This window comes from Mucilaginibacter sp. UYCu711, assembly GCF_050433825.1.
Lineage (GTDB): Bacteria > Bacteroidota > Bacteroidia > Sphingobacteriales > Sphingobacteriaceae > Mucilaginibacter.
In genome coordinates, this window is sequence record NZ_JBNPWM010000008.1 from 304095 (window position 1) to 328016 (window position 23922).

Consider the following 23922-nt stretch of genomic DNA (forward strand, 5'->3'; position numbering starts at 1 on the left):
CAATATGTCACCATCCAGACATGTAATTAAAAGGTTTTCATTAACTTAATTTATCACTATATGTTAAGCGAATCCAAAACAACCATGCAAGAAAAAAAAAGAAATTATGAATTCATTGATGCTATCCGATGCATTACCATGATGTTTATAGTTTGCGAACATTGTATAGCAGCCGGAGGCTACCGGTATCGTTATGACTCAAACCTATACTGGACTTTTTTGGCCAGTATGCAGGTAGCTAAATTTGCTACGATCACTTTTTTTTTGCTGGCTGGTTTCCTTTTGGGTGAAAACTTCTCTACTTATTCTCCTTTTGAATATCTGTGGAGGAGGTTACAAAATACTGTAGGACCTTGGGTGTTCTGGTCACTTTTATTTGTCGTTTTTGATATCATCCGTGTATTTCTTATTCCGCCAATTGGACATAGCGGCGCATTTACCCTGCATAATATCCTCATCAACATTAAAGGGCTATATACTTATAGCGCATACTGGTTCATTATCAACTTTATGATAAGTATCAGTTTATTACTACTATTCCGGAAATATTTGTATTCACTATATTTTGGTGCAATACTTGGCTTGTGCACTATATTTTATTCTGTTAATATTTATTACTTGTGGATATTCCCCAACCACACCACCGCTATTTTAGGATTTGTGTTCTTTTTGTGGTTGGGTGTGCAATTGCGCAAGCATTGGGGAAAAATTAAAAAAATAAGAGAGATGATACCTTTTTATGTGCTCCTCGGATTATTGATAGGTACTTACGCAATAGCTATTTATGAATCTACTATATTGGAGGATGTTGGTGGCGACCCAACCAATACTTTAAGATTCAGCAATATTTTGTATTCGTTAATAGTATTTGCTTTATTACTTAAAATTAACACATTTAATTTTACCCGAAGCTTAAAGCCCAAAGAAACTACCTATGGAATATACTTGATTCATTTTATACTAGTAGTTTTTTTATTACCTAACATTTTTACGAAAATCGAAGTTACGCACCTAAGTGTTTTACAGTTTTTGGGCTATAGACTAACCTGGTTCTTTATAACTTACACGCTTACATTTTTTATTGTTACTGGATTAAATAAAACTCGCGCAAAAGCACTGATAGGTAATTGAGTGTATGAAAATTATTTCCGAATTATTTGCAATAATTAAAACTATTTTTTTAAGTTTACATTAAAGTGTTGATAGATGCTACTCCCTTTAGCGCTTCGACATAATATCTAAATCTAAATTTATCACATTATGAAAAACTTACTAACCTTTTTCGGAGGAGCTTTGGGTATTTGTTTTCTGCTTGTTTCTTTTTTGATTTTTATGCCTGGGATAGTGTTTTATAACCTTAGGAAATCACGGAGTAACCATCCTGACCTGTAAATATTGCAACTTGTTTTGCCTTTTTTAACCGAATAACCATGAAACCTAAACTGTTTACAACTTTACTTTTTTTTGTTCTTTTACAGGGAATAGCAATAGCTCAAGCACCATCTTTACCTTTTAAAGATGTAAAACAAACAGAGATAGAAAAGGCTGGGGCCATTGAAATAAGATTAGATCCGGGCTCGGCAATAACAGACGAACCCATTTCCAGCATAGTTGAGACAGTGACTTATTTGCCATTGCAGACCACGCCTGCTTCTCTTTTTGGAGAAATTTCTCAGCTTGAGGCTACTGATAAATATTATATCATCTGGGACGAAATTTCAAACAGCATCGTGTTCTTTGATAAAAAAGGAGAATATGTAACCAAAATAACCAATACCGACAAAACTGTTGAAACCCCTTATAAAAAAATAGATCATTTTGCTGTTAATGAGTCCAAAAACGAACTCATATTTAATGATCGGTATTCCATGCTGATGTATTATTATACACTAGACGGAAAATTCATTAAATCTATTCAAAAACCCTCATACATAGGAAATTCCTACAGTAGTTTTAAAAATTATAACGCCTACTACCAAAGTTATAATCACGAAAATCTTGCAAACCTGAAAATCCCGGCAAATAATTTACTACTTGTGGATGATAGCGGCAAGGCAAAAACATACCTGCCATACGACACGATCGCTATAAAAAGTCAGTATGGGCTTTATGGAATTGATCGCAATTTCTTTAACAATCAAAATGGTGTAATCTATTTCCTCAACAACTATGATTACAACATTTATACCATAGACTCATTTGGCAGAGTAACCGTTAAGTACCGTTTTGTAATGCCGGCGGTTAATACATTCCCTGACGATTTTATGACGAATAAAAATTATGACGATAAAAGGAAAGCTTATACGGATGCAGATAACCGTGTAATTTACACATTGACTGATTTTTTTCAGCGCGAAAACGTATTGGTATTTAGGTTTTGGGGACACGGGCGAAACCAGTTATCTGTTTTCAACCTACAGACCCAATCCCTGGTATCATTAACAGAAATGTCTGCGGATAAAATGACCTTTGATTTACCATTTATATCTAAGCCTCTTGTTTCAGTTGATCGAAACAACCAGTTCATATTCGCTAACAGTGCCGCATCTTTATTTGCCGCTAAAACAAAATTACTCCAGAAAAATAAGAACTGGCTGGCGTCATTACCTGAAGCGCTATCCACTTTTTTTAAGTCAAATAGTCAACAAAACCCGGTACTCACTTTTATAAAATTTAAACAACAATAACTTATCCTATAAACCTAAACAAACAACAAAATGAAATCTTTAAATACAGACACCGAAAGTACTTAGTTGAATCCATCTTTTACCCAGCAGACTTATCTATTAAATCTAACAATCAACTATTTAACTAATAAATTATTATGCAATTTTCTTTGTTGTCACAAAAAAGGAAAACACCTTTTCTAGCGCTAGCTATATCCGCATTGTTTTTTACGCAATGCAAACAGCCGGCAAAATTAACCTTTGGGCCTGATACCTTTCATGTAGATGAAAGTAAGGTGATAGAAGTTAAAATTGACCCCGCACAAGCTAAAAGCAATGAATTTACTTCCTCTTTTTTGGATTCAGTACATTACGTACCGCTTCAAACCAATGACGAATCTTTATTTAGTGAAATTTCACAATTAGAGGTTACTGCTGATAAATATATTATCTGGGACGAAGCAAGCAATTCAATCTTATTCTTCAATAAAAACGGTGATTACATTACTAAAATTTCTAATAAAGATAAAAGTATAAAACAGCCATTTAAAAAGATTAATCATTTTGCTATCAACGAAAAAAAGAATGAAATAGTGTTTGACGACCGCTATACCGACCAAGCTTATTACTATGATCTTAGAGGTAAGTTTTTAAGGAACGTCAAAAAACCGGTATATATCGAACCAGCATATACCATTGCAGGTAAATACCAAATTTATTACCGCGCTTATAATTCTGAGTACTTGGCTCTTACTAAAATGCCTGCCTGCAACATTGTGATTACTGAGGATGAAAAAAAATTTAAATATTATTTACCCTTCGATACCACTGCAGTCGATTACCAGGATACCAGAGGAACAAATCAATGGTTCTTTAATAACCATCACGGGATCATGAACTTTAGCGCGCCGTATGATTTCAATATTTATACAATAGATACATTAACCCAGTTACGTAAGGCATTTCATATAGTGTTGCCAGACGTTAGTTCTTTGCCAGAAGACTTTATGACAAACGCAAGGTATAATGGTAAGAGGGGAAAATACACTGACGCGAATCGTGATGTTATTTACGGCGTAACGGATTGTTATTGGTTTGGCGATAATCTAACTTTTAGGTTGTACGGACATTCTTATAATCAAATGTTCCTATACAATGTAAAAAGTCAAACTTTACGTTCATTATCAAATTATATTTCTGATAAAAAAACCTATATGTTACCAGTGGCCAAATTTACAATTCATGCTTTGGGCAGTAATGGCGAATTGGTATCATCAATCTCCGCTGCGGATTTGTTTAAATACCGACTAAAACTTAATGGGAACAAAGAATGGGATAATTTATTATCAGCTCCATTGAAAAAATTTTTCGAAGGGGATAACAAGCAAAATCCTGTACTAACTGTGATGACCATGAAACCAAAGATGTAGTACCGCCAATAGTTTAACAGTTTAATTAAGATATCCGATTTAATATTTATAAAAACCCTAAACCTTTAAAGCCCCAGATTCTGGCCCTGCTTAATCTTATTTACAGTCCGGTTTCTGATTTAATACAATAATTTACCAATAACAATAACTCGTTAAATCTTATAGTAAGCCACACACTTAACAAACTTTAATTTAAAAATTATGAAAAAAATCTTAGAAAACAAAAAAAGGCTATTAGCACTCGTACTATTTTTTACATTAATATTGACAATAACGCTGCAAGTTTCATCACAAGCTCAAATTCTTGGGATTCCGTGCAGGGTAGATCCGGTTTCGTACCGAGTCCATTATGAGAAAGATCAGGAACGGGAAGTTACCTGCGCACAATGTACCGTTGATTCTGGTTCAGGCCAACCTATTTATGACGGTACCGGCAAGATTGTAGCCATGGTTTACTCTGTTTCTTTAACAACTGTATCGTTGACGACCCAAACCTGCCGGTTTAGCATTTTTGCTAATCAATCATGCACTGAAACACAAGTATTCGGAGGCGATTCATCATGCCCGGAATCTGTTATAGCTACAGGAACCGGCGGAATGGGAACAAATTAATTAATCTGATAACTGATTGGTAACAGCAACCAGAACTGGCGCTTTTTACTACTATTTAACATTAATCATAAATATTAAAATCAATCAAAATGAAAACAGTAACAAACAACAAAAAAAGATTTCTGGCTTTAATTATAGCCTTCACCCTGGTGTTAACCGTTGCTATGCAAATTATTGTAAAAGCTCAAGATTTGGGTGATCCTTGCGTAGAATATCCATTAGCGGCACAGAACCATTATGAGGCAGATCCTGCCGTAGATGTAACATGTAAAGATTGTTCAGTTAATACTTCAACGCCAATAAAAAACAATCAAGGCGATATAATCGGTTATCATTATACCGTAAAGACCAATAACAACACACTAAAAAAACATACGTGCCATAGTACAACCGCAAATAAAACGTGCGGTGAATCTTCTATAATTGGCGGAGTTCAATCATGCATTTCAGAATTCGACTTTTATATAGATGATACCGGCACAGGTGCCAGCACCGGCACGGGCAGTCACTAATAGCGGCAGTAAATTTCAATTAACGTTCATTCATTTTAACCATTTAACTTAAATCAAATGAAAACAGTAACAAACAACAAAAAACGATTCATGGCTTTAACAATAGCTTTTACAATGGTGCTAACTATTGCGATGCAAGTTATCGTAAGAGCTGAAGATTGCAAAGAAACATCAGCGCCAGCACAGAGCGGTTTTGAAGCAGACCCCAAAGTCGAGGTAACATGTCAAGACTGTAATGTAGAGTCTACGTCAGAAATAAAAAACAGTAATGGCACAGTAATAGGTTATCGTTACACCTTTCAGGCTGTTAGTAGAACCATGCACACACAGACGTGCCATAGTGCAGCAGCAAATAAAAGCTGCAGTATAATTACTGTAACAGGCGGTTATCCATATTGCCCTTCAGTTATTGAGGCATACATTGATGATACCGGCACAGGCGCCAGCACAGGTACTGGTGGGCATTAATAGCGGCACCGATTTTAATTGATGTAATTAACTTAAAATTAACATGAAAGAATTAAAAGACAACAAAAAAAAACTATTTGCTTTGACTTTATTTTTCGCGATGACGCTTACCGTTATAGTACAAGTAAAAACAAAAGCAGATCCCACTTCACCGTTTTTGCCTTGCAAAACAGCACAGTTCGCGATAGAAGTGCACCTGGAAAAGGATCCTGATGAAGAAGTTAGTTGTAAAACCTGTACTATGGGAAGCACGGGCACTGCAATTACTAATGCTAACGGTCAAACAATTGGTTATCGTTATTCTGTCAGTTCAAGTACTTCAACGCTTAAAAAGTACAGCTGTCATTACACAAATAATAACACCAAAAGTTGCGGCCCAACGGTCATAGCGGGTGGTAATGATACCTGCCCTGACCATGTGGACATCCCGAATTCTCCAGACACAGGCACCGCTGGTACTACCGGCACCGGCAGCTAAACCAGTAATAGGTCTCTATTAGTTAAATAAATCTGGCCGCAAGTTTTACAGCTTGCAGCCAGATTGTTAAGAATTTTGCATGAGAAAAAAACTCCCTTTTATACTGATCCTTATAATTGCTTTATTGTTTGTTTACCGCACTATAAATCAGCTTGGTTTTGCCAAGGTCGATGACAAATGGATGTTGTTGGATGAAAGTTTAATACAGGTTAAAACTTTTAATTTCAATTTCCTGGTTGCGGTGTTTTCACGAATAAATTCACTGCAATACTCGCCAGTAAATACGATATATTATTACTTGGTTTATCAGGTAAACGGATATGACCCTTATTATTATCACCTATTTTCCTTATTTATTCATATTTGCAACGTGGGATTAACTTACGTTATGGTCAAAAAAATACTTAAGGCTTTTGCAATTGTAAACTCCGATGTTATTGCCTACGCGTTGGCTTTAACTTGGGCTATCCTACCTTTTAACGTAGAGTCAGTAGTTTGGATATCAGCATCAAAAGTGTTACTGTACGCGTTCTTTGGTCATCTTTCATTTATTCTTTTTATTGATGCTTATTTAAAGCCATCAAAATCAAGGTACATCCTAAGTCTCATCTTTCTTTTGATATCTGGGTTGGCAAAAGAACAGGCAGTGCTTTATCCCTTAATGATGATATTATTTGTTTATCTTCATCAAACCAAGGAAGGACATCCCCGCGATTTCAAAAAATTAACGATAACAATTGCCCCTTTTGTTGGTCTGGTTTTTATAATCGGACTTGTTACAATCTATGTTGCTATCTTTGGAGGAGGCAGTCATCATATAGACCGTTACCCTTTTTACCAACGCTTTATATTATCTTTTTACTGCATATGCTTTTATGCAATAAACTGTTTGGTGCCCTATAATCTTCATTATCACTATCCGTTTCCGGTTAAATCTGGCCTTGGCCTTCCGTTTACTTACTATATTTATCCTATAGTGGTTATTTTTGCCGGCTGGCAAGCATACAGCATTTTAAAACATCAAAAAAACAGGAACGTGTATTATATCGGCCTGGGAATATTTGTCATCCATCTGCTGCTGTGCATCCAAATTACCCCATTGGCCAGAGCAGCAATGATGGCAGACAGGTATATGTATATCCCATCGGTTGGTATTTTATTAATAAGCCTGGTTTTTATTAATGAAAAATTAGACCTCAGTTTTAAAAAGCTTAGCAAGTTTCATATTATTGCTTTAGTCTGTTTTAGTTTATATATAATACTTTTAAGTATCTATAGTCATACTTTAGTGGATCACTGGAAAACGTTACAACTCAAAACCTAACTATCATGAATTTAAAAACTACAAATACCTTTTTGTCAGTATTATCTGTTGTATTAACCTGTGCATTGGCGGTTATACTTTTACATCGCGGCCCGGCCACATCAGCCGGCTCTTCGCAAATTATTGAACAGCCAACCAGGACGCAGGCTGAAAATGAACTAAAAGCATCATTTTGGAACATGTACCCAAGCCTAATTATTCCAAGTGAAGACAGAACTGTTTCAGACACCATAACCTTGACCAGAGACGATGGCAAAAATTTCTCTTTAAAAAGCCTGGTTAATGGAAAAAATAAGTTGATTTTTAGATATTCAGCTTATGATTGTGAGGTGTGCGTAGACTCGGTATTATCCATAGTTGAATTGATAACCCAAAGTAAAAAAGCCGACGATTTTATAATTGTCACAGACTCTAAAACGGATCGTGATTTTTTTATTAAATCAAAGGACAAAAAACATCCCTACCCCATTTATAACATAGCAAGATCAAGCCTGGGTTTACCATTTGAAAACAATGGCCTTCCTTTTTTATTTATACTGACAAAAAATTTCACAACTTCAAAATATTTGTCCCATTCAAAGAAATAGGTTATCAAAGTCACCAATACCTTACATACGCGTTTAATTTTTTAAAGAAGTAACATGTTGCAAAAAAAGTCTACAATTTTAGTATTGATCTTTTTGGGTCTTTCAATTATTAATAGCTTTGGTCAGCAAAATCAGATTAATTTGCGCGGCATTGTAAAAGACGCAGATACAAAAAGCGGAATTGGGGGTGCCACCGCTACCATCTATATCGGGCCAGACAGCTTGATATTGAAATATATGTTCACCAATAATATTGGCAGTTTTAAATTCGATGCATTGCCTTTAGATACAACTTTGCTGATTAATTTATCGCATATGGGTTATCAGGATTTTAAGACAAAGATTAAGCTCACCAGCTCAAACCCAACAATTAATCTGGGAGAGATCAACTTACAAAAAAAATATAATGCGTTAAAAGAAGTAACAATTGTTGGCCAACGACCACCCATGGTAATGCATGGTGACACCTTGGAAATTAATGCCGAAGCCTTTAAAACCAAACCCAATGCAGTGGTAGAGGATATGCTGCGCAGGGTACCCGGGATAGTGGTTTGGGCTGACGGCAAAATTTCTGTAAATGGTAAAAATGTTAGCCAGCTCTTTGTTCAAGGAAAACCTTTTTTTGGCGGTGATCCTGTCATTGCAATGCGGAATCTCCCAAAAGATGCCGTAGACAAGGTAAAGGTATACGATGATAAAACGAATTCTGATGAATTTAATGTGACTAAACAAGTTATAATGGACGTGACCTTAAAAAAAGGCATAAAAGGCGGTGCATTTGGAAAAGCAGGTGGAGGTTTAGGCACCGATCACCGACGCGAGGGAAATATAGCGTTAAATTATTTTTCGCCTAAAGACCAGGTTAGTGTTATGGGTGCAACCAATAACACTAATAAGCAAGTTTTCGATGTACAAAGTATGCTTAGGCAAACTGTTTATAAGCCCGGGGGTAATGATAATACCGGCTATCAATCAAATTTTACCATGGAAGGCCTCAACCAGTTCAAAGCCGGGGGGATTAGCCTGTCAAGAGATTTTACAAAAACTACAAATGCCAAAGCCGAATATTTTGACTATGCCGCCCAAAACACTACAAACAGGATGTTTGATGACATTACCTCATTAACAAATAATGTTCTTAAACAACATACAGAAAACAAGGAGGGCAGCAGCCGTCGGGACCAACAACTAAGGGGTCATTATAGAAATTTGACTACAAAACAGGAAATAACAATTGATCCAACGCTTGAGCAGCAAAACAGTAATATTAACAGTTATAGCCAATACACAACCAAAAATGCTTCAGATCAATTATTAAATAGCAGCACAAACACTTTTGCTACCCAAAAGGATGATCAAAAATTAAACCTGGCAGCAGAGTATATTAGTAAAAATGAAGAATCATTAACACAAATATTTCTTTTGCGATATCGCCTGGGCTCTGATCAGTATACCAATCAAGAACAATTGAAAAACATTTTTGATGTTTCGAGCAATAACAGTTCAAGTACGGTGGATCGTAAAAAATCTGAAGCTAAAAACATGTTTAATCAAACCCTATATGGAGAATTGAATTTAAATAGTGTAAGCGGGTACATAGGCCCATTCACCTCTACCTTAAGCAATACGCTAACGCGCAATCAGGAAAAAAGTGATCAAACTGTAAATAAATTTAACACGAGTGATGGTCAATATGATTTATTGGATTCTTACCTAACCAATCAAAGCACCTATAATTATCTATTGGAAAGTCCTGGTTTAGAAATTACATATGCTAAAAGGATAGTTGGGATACGAAATTTGAAATATTTTTCGATGGGGATAAAATCAGAACTTCAGTTGGTTAACCAACATAACAATTCACAGAAGGCTTTTCAGCAAATAGATCGAAATTATGTTGCGCCTTTGCCTTCATTATATTTTCGATTCAGCCACAATAAAGAGGGATTGTTTAACAAGTTATATACCATTCGCTACAAAACAGAAACTACAATCCCTAACATGGCGCAATTGGCGCCTTTGACTGATAGCGCTTACCAAAATTATTTCCGTTTCGGGAATCCAAACTTAAAACAACAATATAATCATGATCTGGGCCTGTCTTACCAAAATTCACTGCCTAATAACGGCGGAATTTTTAAACTAAATGTTAATGCCGGCCTAACTCTTAATAAATTTTCAGACAGCAGTACTTATGATAATCAAGGGCGAAGAAAAAGTTATACTGTAAATATTAACGGTTATCGATATATTAATATGTCAATGTCGTTTGAAAAATCGGGGAAACTTTTCACTAATCCGTTCGGTATCAAACTTTTTCCAAGAGTTGAATTTTCAAAGAGCCCATATTATTTAGATAATGGGTTAAAAACTTCCAGAAATATAAACGCCAATTTGTTGTGGCTTGCAAATTATGTACAAAATGATTTATTGCTATATGACATAATAGGAACAGTAAATTATTCAAAAAATACACTTACTGGTTCTGGAACCAATAATAGCTTTTATTCGGCCGGGGCTTCAACGGGTGCCAGTATACAGTTATCATGGCCTAAACACATTGTTATTGTAAACACTGTCAGCTATGACATTAGCGCCAACTCTTACGATAAAACAATAAAAAACGTGATTTGGAATGCAAACTTGTATTGCCGTTTGTTAAAAAAAGAACAGCTAGAGCTTAAGTTAACAGCTACAGATCTGCTAAGACAGCGTTCAAACATTATAAGATCAATTAACAACAATACATTGCGGACAGGTACTGTCAACAATCTTCAGCAATTCTTTATGGTCAGCCTGGCTTACTATCCTAGACAATTCGGACCAAGCAAAAAAAGTAAATTATGAGGCAAAGGGTATTGACAATTTATAGTGAATATAAACCTGCAGTAGCAGTAATAGCTCATTTTTTTTCATTAGTTGCAGGGTATTTTTTACTTGATCACTTTAACATTATAACTACACTTCCTAACAACAATAATGTTTTAAATTGGGATGCTTTTTGGTATTCATCCATAAAAGAAGCCGGTTATAAGTTTATACCATTTACCACTTGTAATCTTGCGTTTTTTCCCTTATTTCCCATCATTTGGAAGATAAGTTCGTTGAGTCAAATTGGTGTGTGTATACTCAATACCTGCATTTTTATTTTCGCCTTCATTTTTTTTCAGAAAAAAGCGAACATGCCTTATATTTTTTATCTGCTTATTCTGGCCTCTCCGTCTTTTGTATTTTTTGCTTTACCTTACGCTGAAGCTTTATTTTTCTTGTTCACTATTTTCATCTTGGTGGGATTCGAGAATGACTCGACTTATATGAAAAATTTTGGTTTCTTTTTTGCCGCACTAACCAAACCTGTATCAACGGTTTTTATCCCCGCTATAATTATCGTCTTTTTTTTAGCGCGGGAAAAAACAAGTCAAAAAAGGGTTTCTATTCTTTACAATATTGCCAGCAGCCTTGCTGGTATGTTAATTGCTACGCTTTTGCAATGGCATCAAACAGGTAAATGGTTTTATTTTTTTAACGTACAACGCTTCTGGAAACGCAACTGGCTCATACCAAAATTACCGTTAACCACCTATCAACCACACCGTATGCTGGGTATTGATGGTGTAGCCTTTACAATAGGCGTTTTAGCAGTTTTCTATTGTGTGCGATGGACATATTTATTTTTCAAGAACCTAAGTTCTGAAAAAACGGGGCCTGGTGCTGCTGTCATATTTTCAACTTCAATACTAAGTGCCACTATAATACTTGATACTTTTTTTACATTTAATTTAAACGGCGCAACTAATATTTGGAGTATTAACAGACATTTGCTATGTACACCCTTTGCTATCTTATTTTTGGTTTGGCTTTTTAATCATGTCGAAAAATCACTTATCGAAATGATATCTGTGGGTCTTATAATATTAATATGTTTTTTTATAACAGGTGTTTATCAGTATCAATGGACGCTATTATACTATTGCCTGTTTTTTGCTTCCTTGATTTGTATGAAATTTTTTCCTAAACACCGATATTACTTAATCGTTATTTATTTTGCCTGCGTATTAATCCAACTTCAAACTTTCCATGACTTTTTAAACAACCAATGGGTTGGTTGAGCACGCAAACTATATGAAATAAGTAGTGCCTGCTAAACATCAATTATTAGGTTTTATTATAAATCCGGTACCATTCTTTTTATCAAATGATATTGATATAGAATGATTGCCGAAGCCTGCTGACCGAGGTTTGGCAAATTCATAAAACAAAAGAGGTCCATTTATGAAATAATCATCATTAACTGAACATTTGACTTTAGTAACATTATGAGAAACCAGATAGTTTAACAGAGGTTCTTTGGGCAGAAAATGTGCAGATGTGGCAATCTGATTAGCGCTCCACTTAAACCAGATTGCCTTGACCATTCTATTTTTCGTGCAGAAGATCTCTATCTGGAGCAAATTGACACAAATTATTGCCACGGTAAGCATGCCGAGGAACAGCGTTTGTTTTTTAAGATCAATACTTATTTTATAAGCAAGGTAACATGCTGTAATCAGGTATAAGCCAAGATAGTAACGAAAAGCTGTCCCGGTGGTGTAAAATGTTAATAAACCACAATAACAAATTATATATATAGCTAACAAAGAGTTATTCCGACTGCGCACGTCAAGCCAAATAAACATTAGCAAATAAGCGCAGTAAAATGCAGCAAAAATTAGCATAATCCATTTAGCCCATTCTGGGCAAGTATAGGAATAACCGATTAACAGAATTTTGTAGCCGCTAATTACATTAAAAAAAGCCAATCCGTGTACGTAAAGAAACCAAGCAGCAGAAATAGCCAAAAAAAGTTTTATTACCCAATATGAGATACAAATTTTAAGAGAGGGTGGGATTGCAATTTTGGTTATAATTTGATACACTTTAACTTCCATAAGTAAGATAGTAATCAATGTAATTGACAAGATTATTAAATGATGAAATAGCGCTTGATTGAAGTATCTCATTGATAAAAATACAGCAACTATGTTTAGAGCATTGATTGATAAGAGATAAATTAATTTGGCATAAAATAGTGAGTGGTTGTAAAGGCTCCAAACAACAATGCCTAGCAATGCACTAATAGATATGCACGAGAATACGATGTGATTATAACTACCAATAATGTTAAGAAGAAGAAAAAAAATCACTTTAAGAAAATGAGAGTCGCTCTCTCGCCTGCGGATCTTTTCAAAAAGCATAAAAGTAACTGCAGATAAAATCAAATTATAAGTATTTACTTCCCATGCTACCCGTGGTAAAAAAAGATACATGACAGATTGCGCTATTATCATCAAAAGAACAACTGAAGCAGAACTATTTATTATTTTCTTGATTTGCCAACTCAATACCATCAAGCCAATAAGATTTAAAATAATGCCAACAGATCGTAATTGTACAACCCCCATACCCAATATTTTAAAAGTGCAAAGTGAGCTTAAAGCCTCTAAAACACCTGTATAATTATTCATCCCAGTAATTTGGGTTATTCCATTTCCATCAAAGCGGTAGGCTTTCAGACCAGACCATGCTTCATCACCATGTAAACCTGGCAGTGACCCAAGTTTGTAACTCCACCAAAACAAAAAGTAAGCGAAAAAAAACAACAGTAACCAAAGAGGACTTAGCTTCGTTCGAATAATTTTATGCAGCATGAAAAAATGACTAGGTTTATGATCAAAAATATGTTTTTTTAATTGTAACTGAAAGCCCAATAAGCCGTGTCCATCCAAACCGGAAAGCACTCTCCATCCTTGGACTCCAAATATAGTTGTACTAGGATCAGGCAATTTAATAAACTGATACTAAGGGCTATAAACTATACTTTTTGATGGGGCGATTTCGTGAAATATGTTTGATATTTTAGATGTAAACTAAAAAAACCTGATTGCCTATTAATTGCGCTTATAATAGCCATAATTTTTCATAAGTTCCCAATCTATTTCCATTTCAAGAATGTCAATCATATTGGGCGACAAGTCCTCAAGGTATTTTTCTTTTAAATAGTAATCCTTTGAGAATTTAGCATTTTCATCTTCGGGTGTGGCGGTCTGGTCCCAAATTGTAGGATTAGCGTTGCCCTTTATGTCAGAATACGACGTTAGGCTTGACTTGAGTTGCAACTGTTCCTTAAGATTGTCAAGAAAACTAAAAGGATCTGTCAGGATATCTTCATATTTAACAATTGTCGTCTGATCAGGGAATTTTTTAGCAAGATTTAGATATGAACTATATATCGAATTAAATTCGATGGATTTTAGTTTAATTAACAATTCAGTCCGTGAGCGATCGGAGTGTTCCCCATGTGTTGTCAGCATGTGCCTATAATTTCCATTTATCCAGGACGATGGATCCTTATTGCTATTTATCCAAGCATATGGATTTTTGATAGATACAAGATAATGAATTTGGTTCTTTGAAATGGCGTTAAATATGGCGACAGCGTTATTTTTAATAAATTCTTTTTGCTGTGGATCAAAAGGATGTGTGGTTTCTGCGGGGTAAGCTTGTGTTGACATCGCTACGAAACCAACAGGATCATTTGGATAATCATAAAGAAATTTTTTCAGATCGACAGGATGGTCGTGTTTTCCGCCAAGGGTATGCATTAAAACAATAATATCTGAGAAGTTTCGCTCTAACAATGCTCTCAAATAATTTGTACCGGTTCGTTTGCAACCGTACTGTTTAAAATATCGCATAGAATAATATTATTATAATTTAAATATAAAAAAATAATTTTAACCTGGTTTGGCAAAAAGATTAAATATAGCTCGACAATTAATCAGATAAAACATCAACATAAATTGATTGTCTTCCGCTTGAAATTACAAAAATCACCTACCCACACAGCATCTTGTAAAGGTCGCTTAAATCGCTATTTAACCGCCCGTTTGATTTTCCAAGACGGTTACATTTTAATGTTGTAGTACTACTTGTTAAAAACATTTAAAAAATTTTCAATGCACTTTTGAAGGGATACTTGGGATGTATCTAAATACAAGCTTGCTGATGTTGAAGCTCAAACACCGAATCTATACCCGTAAAGTTTTTTAATAGTTCCTGTTTAATTTTTTCATAAAACCCTTTTGTATCACGCTCGATGCAAACTTCGATTGGAGTAGTTAGGTACTTGAATAGGGCACCTGCCAAGTGCAAAAATCTTACTCCTCTTAACCGATTGGAATATATTACTTTATACTATTTAATGTGTTTTTTTGAAGACTTTATGATTCCATAATTTGCGTCTCTGTAAACTATTAGGTAGTTACCTGGGATTAGATAAAGATCCGTTTGCTTATCTTCGAACATTAAACATTTTTGGTCTGTCGGGACATTAAATTGTGTTATTTCTTCAAGGCTGCGCGCACTATTTTCCTTGTATGCCTGTACCAATTGAAAGGGAGCAATAGCGTTACATTTTAAAACGTGATAGTCGGTATTTAAACGTATCCAGTTCGGTCGCAAATATGTTTCTTTATAAAATGGAAATATGACGTTATAGTCATAAGTTTTATTTTGATAAAAGTCAAAATTATTTTTACGAAGTAGAATGGACGGTATCTCGACTTTTAGCGTACCTGCAATAGAATTATATAGCTTTTTGGTATCAGAGGCATTGGTATATTGATTAAAAGCTATGAGGTTTATCGTCAAGGGATTGATACTGGAAATTTCTTGCAATATAGATGCCATTGTATGGTTGGGGATCCTTTCTTGGATGTGACCATAACCTGCTAAAACGACTATTTTGGTATTGGGATCCTTTTTTAAAACCTTGTATAAATTTTCGGCTTGCAAGGAATCGCGTGCATCCGCTGTATGCTTGTAGGAAAAATAGTCAGGTTCATATTTAATTATTGTAAAGCCTAACTGTTTTGCATACATTATCAAATTAAACATTTGCGGCTCCTTTGTATAGTTACCTAACATATAGGCTTTATCCGAAGCATTAAAATCGCTGTTCAGGGCCTCCAAAGCTAAATATTGATATCCGTATTGCTTTAAATGTGGTAGCAACGAAGCGACAAATGTTCTAGAAATAGGAATATGATGTGCTTCATTAAACATAATAACCCTATTGTTTAATGCTATGTTTTTCAAAACAGCGTAAAAATTAGTTATGGTAAAGGAGTTTGTATCCTTCAAAAGGTACTTTGCCCAGCCATCTTCATTTAAAGAACCTGATTTCTTAAATTCAATAGCGGCCCTGTTTACGTCACCCACAAAAGAAAACAATGTAGCAAGAGTTTCATGATAATCCTGCCGGTCAATATTTTTTAATCTTTCGGGCGAGAGGCTTAACAGGTTTTTAAGTGGTTTCAAATAGTTAAACGAGCCATCGTTTTGTACGACATTGCCCAATACAGAAATAGGGAGAGTGTCTGATGCACTATTCTGCTTGTTATATTTTAAATACTTCGTGTAATCACTTTGATTTTGTGAACACGCAGGGTACGAGATAACGATACAGCATAGTATCCATAAATAGCGCTTCAATTCCATATGTCAAGATAAGGGTCATAAGAACATTTATAAGGTTTTTGATAATTATCACTGACGAAAGCCCTGCAATCTGTACAAATATACCTGAACTGACAATCTTTACAGATCTCAATCTGGTCTTTCGTGATACCCCAGGGTTTTTTAAAAACTTCATTCTCAATGACAGAACCTAAAGGCATACTTTTTATATCACCAAATGACTTAACCATGCTCGGACAATTTTTAATATTTCCATGAACATCGATTCCTATTTTTTTATTTAAACAAGTATTGTAATGTAATCCTTCTAAATATGTTGGTAGGTTTATATTAAAATACTTTTTACTGATTATGCCACAACAGTCGGCTGAAGAAATTATGTGTTTTGAATAGCATATATCAGTCAGTGATACTGTTTCATATTTAGTTTCGTCAGCCGAATGCACAAAAATAATACCTATGTTCCCAAAGGAATTTGCAAAAAAGAACTGCTCGATACCTTTTGCGATATCCGGGTAAAATTTAAGGTACACCGAAATATTCTTAAAACGTTTACCCGTAGTTGATTTCAATATCTTGGCTAAACTATCGAACGTAACAATATCGTAAAATCTTATCTCTAGATTTTTGCAATCAAGATCATCCAATTGATTAAAAATATCGTAAAAATCATGATCTGAATCCCAATTTACGTCGACGATTGCATTGTTGATTCTTTCTGGCAATTCGAACTTCAAATCTATTGAAGGAAAATTCTCCGGCTCTGCAGTGATAAATCCGTATTCTTTATCTATTAAAAATTTAACATACTCATCGATAATATCATCTTCATAACTTATATAGATAGTTTTTAATTCTTCAATAGTTTTATCAGAATAATGTATTAATAACTCATACATTTCCTCGGGAATATAATGATAATTCTGTCGTTGAAGATCGCAGATAATAAACCTTTTTGCTCCCTTGACCGGTACAACGTTTGCATACAGTTTAAAATACGTCATATTACCAGCTAAATATTTTTGAAATAGGTTTGGTAGGCCTTATTGCAGTAGCGTGAATTGTTTGATAAAAATCACTTTCATAAAATTTAGCCCTAAAAGCATCCGCATCTCCAGAATCGATTGATACACCTAACCTGAAATTTACTGGTAATAGCTCCATCAAATCTTCTGGTATGATATTATTAATATTAGGTATTTTATCTTCCATGTATCAAGAATTCAGCAATTTTTTTATCTAAATTATAGTTGCAAGGCCCGGATGTCATTCCGTACTGCCCGATGGGATTTATCTCCAAAAATACCATTCCTTGAGACTTGCTTTTTATTAAATCCACTGAGCCGGAATTCAAATTAAGTTTTTCGAAAACTCTGATGAGTTTTTCTTCTAAATCATGTTCCAGTTTGTAAGGGACCGTTCTGTTCGGAACTTTGCCATTGTAATTTCTAAAATCAACGCGCGTTTGTTCGTCATTTTGAGAAAATATCGCCATGGAATAAAATTTACCCGAAAGATAAAATGAACGTACTTCGTACTCTTTCTCAATTAATTCTTGAAAAAAAGAGGGAACAAATACTCGCGGTAAACGCTCTATTATAGTATCAGTTATTTCCGTGGTGAAAGAAGTAACTCGAAAACCGTCAATGAAAAAAAAGTAAGGATTGGATAAATCCTTGGTTATAATTTGCCTAGGTCCCTTGAATTTTCTTAAGGTCTCTAAATCGGAGCAAATTATAGAATCAGGGATAGATATTTGCTCTTCACCAGCTAATTTTAATACGTTTAACTTGTTTACATTTGCATATCTGGGGTCTGTTAACCAAGATTTGACATTTAGCTGTCTGATAAAAAAAGTTCTTAGATCCCCCATGTCATTCCCTACAACTTGATGTATCATTTGGAAATGTTCGTGGCTCATTAATGAAGGAAAAAACCTATTTAAATGGTCATTATCTGACCAGCGCCTGTACCACGCAGCTGAAAAGTTGATGTCTTTTAAATTGACATATTCGCCCTTTAATTTGTAAAGAGCAGAGACTCCGTTTTTAGAATCACCTTCAATTTTAAGTGTATTTCCGACGTAGATGTCATCACCATTTATTCGCAAAATTGATTGGTTGAAAAAATTCAACCAATCAATAACTGCTTCAGTAGATGGTTCCAGCTTTCTTTTGCTGATGATTAAAATCATAAAGAATTTATACTAAAGAATGCCGGAATGGTAAAAAAATCTTATTTTGGATCTTGAGTCCATGACCAATCCGTTTGATTGTCCTCAGAAACGTCTTGTACAATAGTGTCTTTGGTTACAGAATAGGTGTTAACTTTGGTATTGGCTGATTTTTGTGTTAAGTCGCCACCAGAACCACCAGAACCACCATCGTCTCCTCCATTTATTTCAAGCATGTCTTTTTGAGTAAGTTGAACAAACTGTGCAAGGCCTGTCAGTTTCTTTTTCATAATTATCAAATTTAGGTTACGTCTCATTATTGAGGTTACGTAAAGCTAAAAATAAATTTTCACAATTAAGTTTTTAAAAAAAATTAAAATTTACTAGGTGAAAAAAAGTGAAATTTACCTAATTAAGGCCTTTAAAAATACGTTGCAAAAAATAGAAAATCTTGTCCGCTGACGTTTATGTATGGTTTTGCAGGTACAGAGTCAATTATAAATTAATAGCCAATCAGCAAGCATAATCTTAGGCTTGGTTTTTTTGGTTACTCGTATGTTTGAAAAGGATTAAGTTTCTTTGGAGAAATAGGCAAGAGGAATGGGAGAAATATTTTGGTTAAGGGAGTCTTTATGATATTCCGAAAAAATCAGATTCCCCATTCTAATGCTTCTCCAAGTCTGAACAGTACTTAGGGAGCTTACGGTATCCCGTATAAATGCGAGTAAAGATTTTAGAAGCTTTGCCTTATTAAGTAACATAATCTCTCCAAAACAATGAAGACATTAAAGCAACCATCAAAGATCATGCGTGAGGTCAAGTTCTTAAGCCGGGAGCATCGGAAGGGCAAAGAAAAACTGGTCATTGCCAAGAATCAGCTCCATGCCAGGGAGCACGCTCATGGCTGCCCTGCATCCGTAATAAAAAGACTTAAAAAGCAAATAGCTTTCCTGGAAGCACAATTGCTGGAAACAGAAGCAGAGTTGCGGGTAACGGTTATGTCTGATAGTATATTAACAGAAAGAAAACCGGCAAAGAAAATAGGAATAACGGCAGTTGCAAGAAAATTATTGATACTGACTTATATCCTCTGGAAAAACGACACCGAATTTGAGCCGACGTATTCAGAAAGTAAGTAGGCAGATCTAGGATCTGCCTACACAATATGAACTGCCATAGGCTGTTCTCCTTCGAAGTACAAAAATGATAAATTATTTGCTTTTAACGCAGTAACTTTTTAGAGTCGGAATTTTGCTAGTCGGCCTATTGTTAGGAGTCAGACATTAGCTTTATCTCCTAATTTCTATCGGGCTGTTAAAAAGTTCAGTACAGTGTTATAAAATGAAGTGTTTCACTCAGAAAGAAGAAATGGCTACACGGGCTAGTTCGAAAAACAATCTGCGTCAATTGAAAGAAATAAACATTATTCGCCGTTAGTCAGATGTCATAATTGATGTATACGGGACTTTAGGGGTTGCATGAATCTTTCAAATAAGCTCAATTTATTTGTAACTATTTCAGCTGAGCCGATCATTTCTTCGCTAAACGGTAAAATGTTTTTATAAGTGGTTTTTAATCCATTGGGGAAATCTACTTCTGCGGTATAAAAAGCGCCGTTTGTATTTAACTCAGGCGTCAATGATATATGTTTGATTTTTCCCTCCAGCATGCCAAATTCAATATAAGGGTAGTTGTCGAGGGTTATATGAACATTTTGACCCCGTTTGATCTTACCCGATCCAGCAATTGGAATGCTAATTATGCCAATAACCTTGTTTTGTTCTGTTGGCACAACGGTAAAGACCACGTTGCCGGTTGTCACATTCTGATTTTCCGCCCAAAATTTATTAAAAGATACTTTTCCTTTTATTGGAGACTTAAGTAAATAGGCTTTCTCCCAGTCAATTATGGAAGATTGCAAAAGTTTGCAAGATTGCAATACGGTATTCTGAAGTTGGTTGAGTTTGTCGTCTTTTTCATTTTGTAAATCATTTGTTCTAAAACGTTCCTGGTTAGCTTGCATTTCTGTATTATCAATACTAGCTTTTGTTTTCAAAAAAGTATTTTGAGCTTCCAAATAGTTCTGCTCCGTTTTTTGATATTCAAACGGTGTTATAATTTTAGATTTGAGCAATATAGAATCCCGTTGTAAGTTTTTATACGCAATTTTAAGTATCTCGTTTTGATTAACAGTTTGGCGTTTTAAAGAACGCAGGGAGATGGCGTAATCAAGCACCTGCTTTTGAGATGATACTACCTTATTCTTGTAGGAGTCTATTGCTAAAAAATCTTTTAAATTTTTGTACTGGCTATAAAATGATGAAAATGCCGTTTGAACCGAACCCAGAGTTAATTTATTGAACGATTCGGGTATTGTTAACGTTAAAACGGTAGCCTGTGTTATGTTATTTATTTTGGACTTCAGTAAATTAATGTCTTGAAAATTTGCTGTATTTTCGATTATACCAATAACATCGCCATCTGTAACAAATTGACCGTTATTTATAAGCAGTTTTTTTAATTTGCCGTTTGTATTGGCAATTATAGGTACGGAAGGATTGGTAGATGTGATCACAATGGAAGACTTAATTACATCCGGATATTGGAAGATTAAGGAAAATGAAAATAAAAAAAGGATAAACACAAAAAAAAAGGTCATACCCCAATTTACTATCCATGAGGGTACACTTCCGACAATATCCTGTACCTCGTCATCAAGTAGTTCTATTTTACTTATATTAAGAATTTCTTTTTTTTCTGTCATACCATTATCGGATTAATTACCCAGTTCTAACTGATTTTTGACCAAATTATAATAATGCCCTTTATCTTTTATCAAAGTCAAATGATTTCCTTGTTCTACAATTTCTCCTTTTTCTAAGACAACAATGTTGTCAGCATTTTTGACCGTACTAAGTCGGTGCGCAACAACAAGTACCGTTTTTCCCTGAAAAAAAATATTCAAATTATTCATAATTACTAACTCATTGTTTGAGTCCAGTGCATTTGTCGCTTCATCAAAAAAAAGATATTGGGGGTCTTTGTATACTGCCCGCGCTATTAATAGTCGTTGCTTCTGTCCCTGACTCACTCCATTTCCCGAATTTCCAATTTTCGTATTATATCCTGTTGGCAAAGATTCGATGAATTCCCTAATATTCGCCATTTCCGCTGCATTATAAAGTTTTTCCTTGTCAACAACTTCATCGCTAATGGCGATATTATTGGCAATAGTATCGGAAAATATAAATCCGTCTTGTAAGACCGTACCTGCGTTTTTTCTCCAGGTTTTTGATAATATTGATGTTAACGGAGTTGATCCAATCGTAATTTTTCCCTCTGTCGGATAATAAAACCCTAAAAGTAATTTCAGCAGAGTTGTTTTACCACTACCACTGGTGCCAACAATGGCGGTTACTTTATTGGCTGGAATTGTCAAATTAATATTTTTTAATACTAATTTAGAATGCGGTCCGGAATATTGAAAAGATATTTTTTCTAATGTAATGTTTCTATTATCAGGTAATGAAGAATATTTTTCTTTACCATTAAAGTCTTCTGCATCATCATCCTGTATTTCACTAAGGCGTTCTAGACTGATTTTGGTGTCCTGTAAACTTTTAATAAAGCCAATAAGTGACTCGACGGGTCCGCTTAGTTGCCCTATCATATACTGAACTGAAAGCATCATTCCCAACGTCATATCACCACTGATAACCAACTTTGCTGAAAAATACGTTATGGTAAAATTGGTCAACCCTGTAAGAATAAGTCCGCCGGCACTTTGAAATTGGCCGATAAGCATACCCTTGGTTGTTATTTTAAATACTTGAGCCTGTATCCTCTGCCATTCCCATCTTTTCCTTTGTTCACAATTGTTCATCTTGATTTCCGGCATACCGGTTACAAGTTCTATCAAATTATTCTGATTGTTTGATAGTTGTGTGAACATCCTGTTGTCGATATTCCGTCTATAATTTGCAAATAATGTGATCCATAAGACGTATAAGCCGCTTCCGAGTACATAAAACAAAAGAATTTTTACGTTATAGAGAGCCAGAATAAAAGCGAAGACCATAAAGTTGACTACAGAAAAAACAATACTTATCACTGTTGTCGTTAAAAAATTTTGGATCCTGGTATTATCATTCATCCGCTGTAAAAGGTCTCCGGTTACCTTACTATCAAAGTAGGATATGGGCATTTTCATTAGCCTGCTTAAAAAATCGGATAACAGTGAGATATTTATTCTTGTTGACAGATGCAGCATTATCCAGCTACGAATAAAGTTTACCACCGCCGACCCTATCGTCAGGGCAAATTGAGAAATTAAGACCAAACCCAAAAATGAAATGTCTTTATAATTCACTCCTCGGTCTACCATGGTTTGGGTAAGAAAAGGTGCCAAAAGCGAAAATATGCTGCTAATTAAAAAGCTGAATGTTAGCTGTAGCAAAAGATTTTTGTATATGCTCAAATATCCTAATAAATAGGTAATCGTACCTTTATTTACAATTTCATCATCATCTAAATTGTTAAATTCAGGTTTGGTTTCTAGGAACAGGCAATTCCCCTTTTCTTCGCCATCTTTTTTTGTCGGTATCCAGTATTTCTTAAAATCATCCGAGCTGTATTTAATGAGTCCTTTGGCGGGATCGGCTATATGTATCCATTCAGAGGCTTTGGTCGAAGAACCAATTCTTAAACGTTTCGTGATTTTATAAATTACAACAAAATGTTTTTGCTTCCAGTGAGCTATACAAGGTAAATTAGCTTCATTTACAAGTTGGTCATAGGTAATTCTTGCGCCCAGCGTTCTATATCCGATACTTTCTGCAGCATCACTAATGCCCAACATGGAAACCCCGCTCCGAGAACTATAACTTCTTTCACGAAGAGTCTTTAAGGATACATTTTTCCCATTGTATTTAGCGACCATACGTATACAAGTAGGACCACAATCATTAACATCGTGCTGAATATATATCGGAAATGACTTCATAAAAGGTTATCAGGTTAGCGGTTTATTTTTAAATAAACCATAAGATTCCGGCCATCAAAGTAACAAAGCTAAAAACTTTCGTCAACATCTTAAATAAACCAGTGATTGTATTTGGGGATACAACATTTACCAAGCGTTACTCCAATTGTTGAA

Annotated in this window: 22 protein-coding genes; 12 read left to right on the forward strand and 10 right to left on the reverse strand. The window is 35.0% G+C overall.

Going from position 1 to position 23922, the window contains the following annotated elements:
- Positions 1-84 precede the first annotated feature (84 nt).
- The 11 genes from ABIB50_RS18385 (at position 85) to ABIB50_RS18435 (ending at position 12186) form a co-directional block, all read left to right on the forward strand.
- Positions 85-1131, forward strand: a complete 1047-nt coding sequence (locus ABIB50_RS18385; RefSeq protein WP_429382065.1) for an acyltransferase family protein — start codon at positions 85-87, stop codon at positions 1129-1131.
- Between the two features lie 299 nt (positions 1132-1430).
- Positions 1431-2687: a 6-bladed beta-propeller gene (locus tag ABIB50_RS18390; protein ID WP_429382066.1), complete on the forward strand. Its 1257-nt coding sequence runs from the start codon at positions 1431-1433 to the stop codon at positions 2685-2687.
- A gap of 137 nt (positions 2688-2824) precedes the next feature.
- A complete protein-coding gene (locus tag ABIB50_RS18395; protein WP_429382068.1) occupies positions 2825-4096 on the forward strand; it encodes a 6-bladed beta-propeller in 1272 nt (423 codons plus the stop codon).
- A 201-nt stretch (positions 4097-4297) separates the two neighbouring features.
- Positions 4298-4708 carry a hypothetical protein gene (locus tag ABIB50_RS18400; protein WP_429382070.1) on the forward strand — a complete coding sequence of 137 codons (411 nt, stop codon included), beginning with the start codon at positions 4298-4300 and terminating at the stop codon, positions 4706-4708.
- A gap of 89 nt (positions 4709-4797) precedes the next feature.
- Complete coding sequence (locus ABIB50_RS18405) at positions 4798-5220, forward strand: hypothetical protein (RefSeq protein WP_429382072.1); 423 nt, start codon at positions 4798-4800, stop codon at positions 5218-5220.
- Between the two features lie 57 nt (positions 5221-5277).
- The gene (locus ABIB50_RS18410; RefSeq protein ID WP_429382074.1) at positions 5278-5688 is read left to right on the forward strand and encodes a hypothetical protein; all 411 of its coding nucleotides are present in this window, start codon (positions 5278-5280) and stop codon (positions 5686-5688) included.
- Positions 5689-5731: 43 nt separating this feature from the next.
- On the forward strand, positions 5732-6166 hold the full coding sequence (locus ABIB50_RS18415) for a hypothetical protein (RefSeq protein ID WP_429382077.1): 435 nt from the start codon (positions 5732-5734) through the stop codon (positions 6164-6166).
- Positions 6167-6554: 388 nt separating this feature from the next.
- Complete coding sequence (locus ABIB50_RS18420; protein ID WP_429382079.1) at positions 6555-7490, forward strand: hypothetical protein; 936 nt, start codon at positions 6555-6557, stop codon at positions 7488-7490.
- Between the two features lie 5 nt (positions 7491-7495).
- On the forward strand, positions 7496-8077 hold the full coding sequence (locus ABIB50_RS18425) for a TlpA family protein disulfide reductase (protein ID WP_429382081.1): 582 nt from the start codon (positions 7496-7498) through the stop codon (positions 8075-8077).
- 546 nt (positions 8078-8623) lie between these two features.
- Complete coding sequence (locus tag ABIB50_RS18430) at positions 8624-10924, forward strand: hypothetical protein (protein ID WP_429382084.1); 2301 nt, start codon at positions 8624-8626, stop codon at positions 10922-10924.
- Positions 10921-12186: a hypothetical protein gene (locus tag ABIB50_RS18435; protein ID WP_429382086.1), complete on the forward strand. Its 1266-nt coding sequence runs from the start codon at positions 10921-10923 to the stop codon at positions 12184-12186. Before ABIB50_RS18430 ends, ABIB50_RS18435 begins: the two co-directional genes overlap by 4 nt.
- Before the next feature lie 39 nt (positions 12187-12225).
- On the opposite strand, the gene ABIB50_RS18440 is transcribed toward ABIB50_RS18435, so the two are convergent.
- The 8 genes from ABIB50_RS18440 to ABIB50_RS18475 all read right to left on the reverse strand — a co-directional run bounded on the left by ABIB50_RS18440 (position 12226) and on the right by ABIB50_RS18475 (position 19057).
- Entirely contained in the window at positions 12226-13899 is a 1674-nt protein-coding gene (locus tag ABIB50_RS18440) for a hypothetical protein (protein WP_429382088.1), read from the reverse strand.
- Positions 13900-14004: 105 nt separating this feature from the next.
- Positions 14005-14811, reverse strand: a complete 807-nt coding sequence (locus tag ABIB50_RS18445; RefSeq protein ID WP_429382090.1) for a hypothetical protein — start codon at positions 14809-14811, stop codon at positions 14005-14007.
- A 292-nt stretch (positions 14812-15103) separates the two neighbouring features.
- Positions 15104-15268: an adenylyl-sulfate kinase gene (locus ABIB50_RS18450; protein ID WP_429382092.1), complete on the reverse strand. Its 165-nt coding sequence runs from the start codon at positions 15266-15268 to the stop codon at positions 15104-15106.
- A gap of 42 nt (positions 15269-15310) precedes the next feature.
- The gene (locus ABIB50_RS18455; protein ID WP_429382094.1) at positions 15311-16435 is read right to left on the reverse strand and encodes a hypothetical protein; all 1125 of its coding nucleotides are present in this window, start codon (positions 16433-16435) and stop codon (positions 15311-15313) included.
- Between the two features lie 170 nt (positions 16436-16605).
- Positions 16606-17598 carry a grasp-with-spasm system SPASM domain peptide maturase gene (gene gwsS, locus ABIB50_RS18460; protein WP_429382095.1) on the reverse strand — a complete coding sequence of 331 codons (993 nt, stop codon included), beginning with the start codon at positions 17596-17598 and terminating at the stop codon, positions 16606-16608.
- A 1-nt stretch (position 17599) separates the two neighbouring features.
- Entirely contained in the window at positions 17600-17806 is a 207-nt protein-coding gene (locus ABIB50_RS18465) for a hypothetical protein (RefSeq protein WP_429382097.1), read from the reverse strand.
- Positions 17796-18788, reverse strand: coding sequence for a grasp-with-spasm system ATP-grasp peptide maturase (gene gwsG, locus ABIB50_RS18470; RefSeq protein WP_429382099.1), 993 nt, complete (start codon positions 18786-18788; stop codon positions 17796-17798). The genes ABIB50_RS18465 and gwsG overlap by 11 nt, the downstream gene beginning before the upstream one ends.
- Positions 18789-18829: 41 nt before the next feature.
- Entirely contained in the window at positions 18830-19057 is a 228-nt protein-coding gene (locus tag ABIB50_RS18475; protein WP_429382101.1) for a hypothetical protein, read from the reverse strand.
- A gap of 486 nt (positions 19058-19543) precedes the next feature.
- On the opposite strand from ABIB50_RS18475, the gene ABIB50_RS18480 reads away from it, so the two are divergent.
- Entirely contained in the window at positions 19544-19906 is a 363-nt protein-coding gene (locus ABIB50_RS18480; RefSeq protein WP_429382103.1) for a hypothetical protein, read from the forward strand.
- 305 nt (positions 19907-20211) lie between these two features.
- On the opposite strand, the gene ABIB50_RS18485 is transcribed toward ABIB50_RS18480, so the two are convergent.
- Both ABIB50_RS18485 and ABIB50_RS18490 read right to left on the reverse strand, forming a co-directional pair.
- The gene (locus ABIB50_RS18485; protein ID WP_429382105.1) at positions 20212-21531 is read right to left on the reverse strand and encodes an HlyD family secretion protein; all 1320 of its coding nucleotides are present in this window, start codon (positions 21529-21531) and stop codon (positions 20212-20214) included.
- Between the two features lie 12 nt (positions 21532-21543).
- The gene (locus tag ABIB50_RS18490) at positions 21544-23769 is read right to left on the reverse strand and encodes a peptidase domain-containing ABC transporter (RefSeq protein WP_429382107.1); all 2226 of its coding nucleotides are present in this window, start codon (positions 23767-23769) and stop codon (positions 21544-21546) included.
- Positions 23770-23922 lie beyond the last annotated feature (153 nt).

What these genes read in the sequence shown, in the direction of transcription:
- ABIB50_RS18385 (WP_429382065.1), top strand. Translation starts at nt 85, where the DNA reads ATGCAAGAAAAAAAAAGAAATTATGAATTCATTGATGCTATCCGATGC.
- ABIB50_RS18435 (WP_429382086.1), top strand. Translation starts at nt 10,921, where the DNA reads ATGAGGCAAAGGGTATTGACAATTTATAGTGAATATAAACCTGCAGTA.
- gwsS (WP_429382095.1), bottom strand. Translation starts at nt 17,598, where the DNA reads ATGACGTATTTTAAACTGTATGCAAACGTTGTACCGGTCAAGGGAGCA.
- ABIB50_RS18445 (WP_429382090.1), bottom strand. Translation starts at nt 14,811, where the DNA reads ATGCGATATTTTAAACAGTACGGTTGCAAACGAACCGGTACAAATTAT.
- ABIB50_RS18405 (WP_429382072.1), top strand. Translation starts at nt 4,798, where the DNA reads ATGAAAACAGTAACAAACAACAAAAAAAGATTTCTGGCTTTAATTATA.
- ABIB50_RS18485 (WP_429382105.1), bottom strand. Translation starts at nt 21,531, where the DNA reads ATGACAGAAAAAAAAGAAATTCTTAATATAAGTAAAATAGAACTACTT.
- ABIB50_RS18490 (WP_429382107.1), bottom strand. Translation starts at nt 23,769, where the DNA reads ATGAAGTCATTTCCGATATATATTCAGCACGATGTTAATGATTGTGGT.
- ABIB50_RS18395 (WP_429382068.1), top strand. Translation starts at nt 2,825, where the DNA reads ATGCAATTTTCTTTGTTGTCACAAAAAAGGAAAACACCTTTTCTAGCG.
- gwsG (WP_429382099.1), bottom strand. Translation starts at nt 18,788, where the DNA reads ATGATTTTAATCATCAGCAAAAGAAAGCTGGAACCATCTACTGAAGCA.
- ABIB50_RS18425 (WP_429382081.1), top strand. Translation starts at nt 7,496, where the DNA reads ATGAATTTAAAAACTACAAATACCTTTTTGTCAGTATTATCTGTTGTA.
- ABIB50_RS18410 (WP_429382074.1), top strand. Translation starts at nt 5,278, where the DNA reads ATGAAAACAGTAACAAACAACAAAAAACGATTCATGGCTTTAACAATA.
- ABIB50_RS18420 (WP_429382079.1), top strand. Translation starts at nt 6,555, where the DNA reads ATGGTCAAAAAAATACTTAAGGCTTTTGCAATTGTAAACTCCGATGTT.
- ABIB50_RS18475 (WP_429382101.1), bottom strand. Translation starts at nt 19,057, where the DNA reads ATGAAAAAGAAACTGACAGGCCTTGCACAGTTTGTTCAACTTACTCAA.
- ABIB50_RS18390 (WP_429382066.1), top strand. Translation starts at nt 1,431, where the DNA reads ATGAAACCTAAACTGTTTACAACTTTACTTTTTTTTGTTCTTTTACAG.
- ABIB50_RS18415 (WP_429382077.1), top strand. Translation starts at nt 5,732, where the DNA reads ATGAAAGAATTAAAAGACAACAAAAAAAAACTATTTGCTTTGACTTTA.
- ABIB50_RS18400 (WP_429382070.1), top strand. Translation starts at nt 4,298, where the DNA reads ATGAAAAAAATCTTAGAAAACAAAAAAAGGCTATTAGCACTCGTACTA.
- ABIB50_RS18465 (WP_429382097.1), bottom strand. Translation starts at nt 17,806, where the DNA reads ATGGAAGATAAAATACCTAATATTAATAATATCATACCAGAAGATTTG.
- ABIB50_RS18480 (WP_429382103.1), top strand. Translation starts at nt 19,544, where the DNA reads ATGAAGACATTAAAGCAACCATCAAAGATCATGCGTGAGGTCAAGTTC.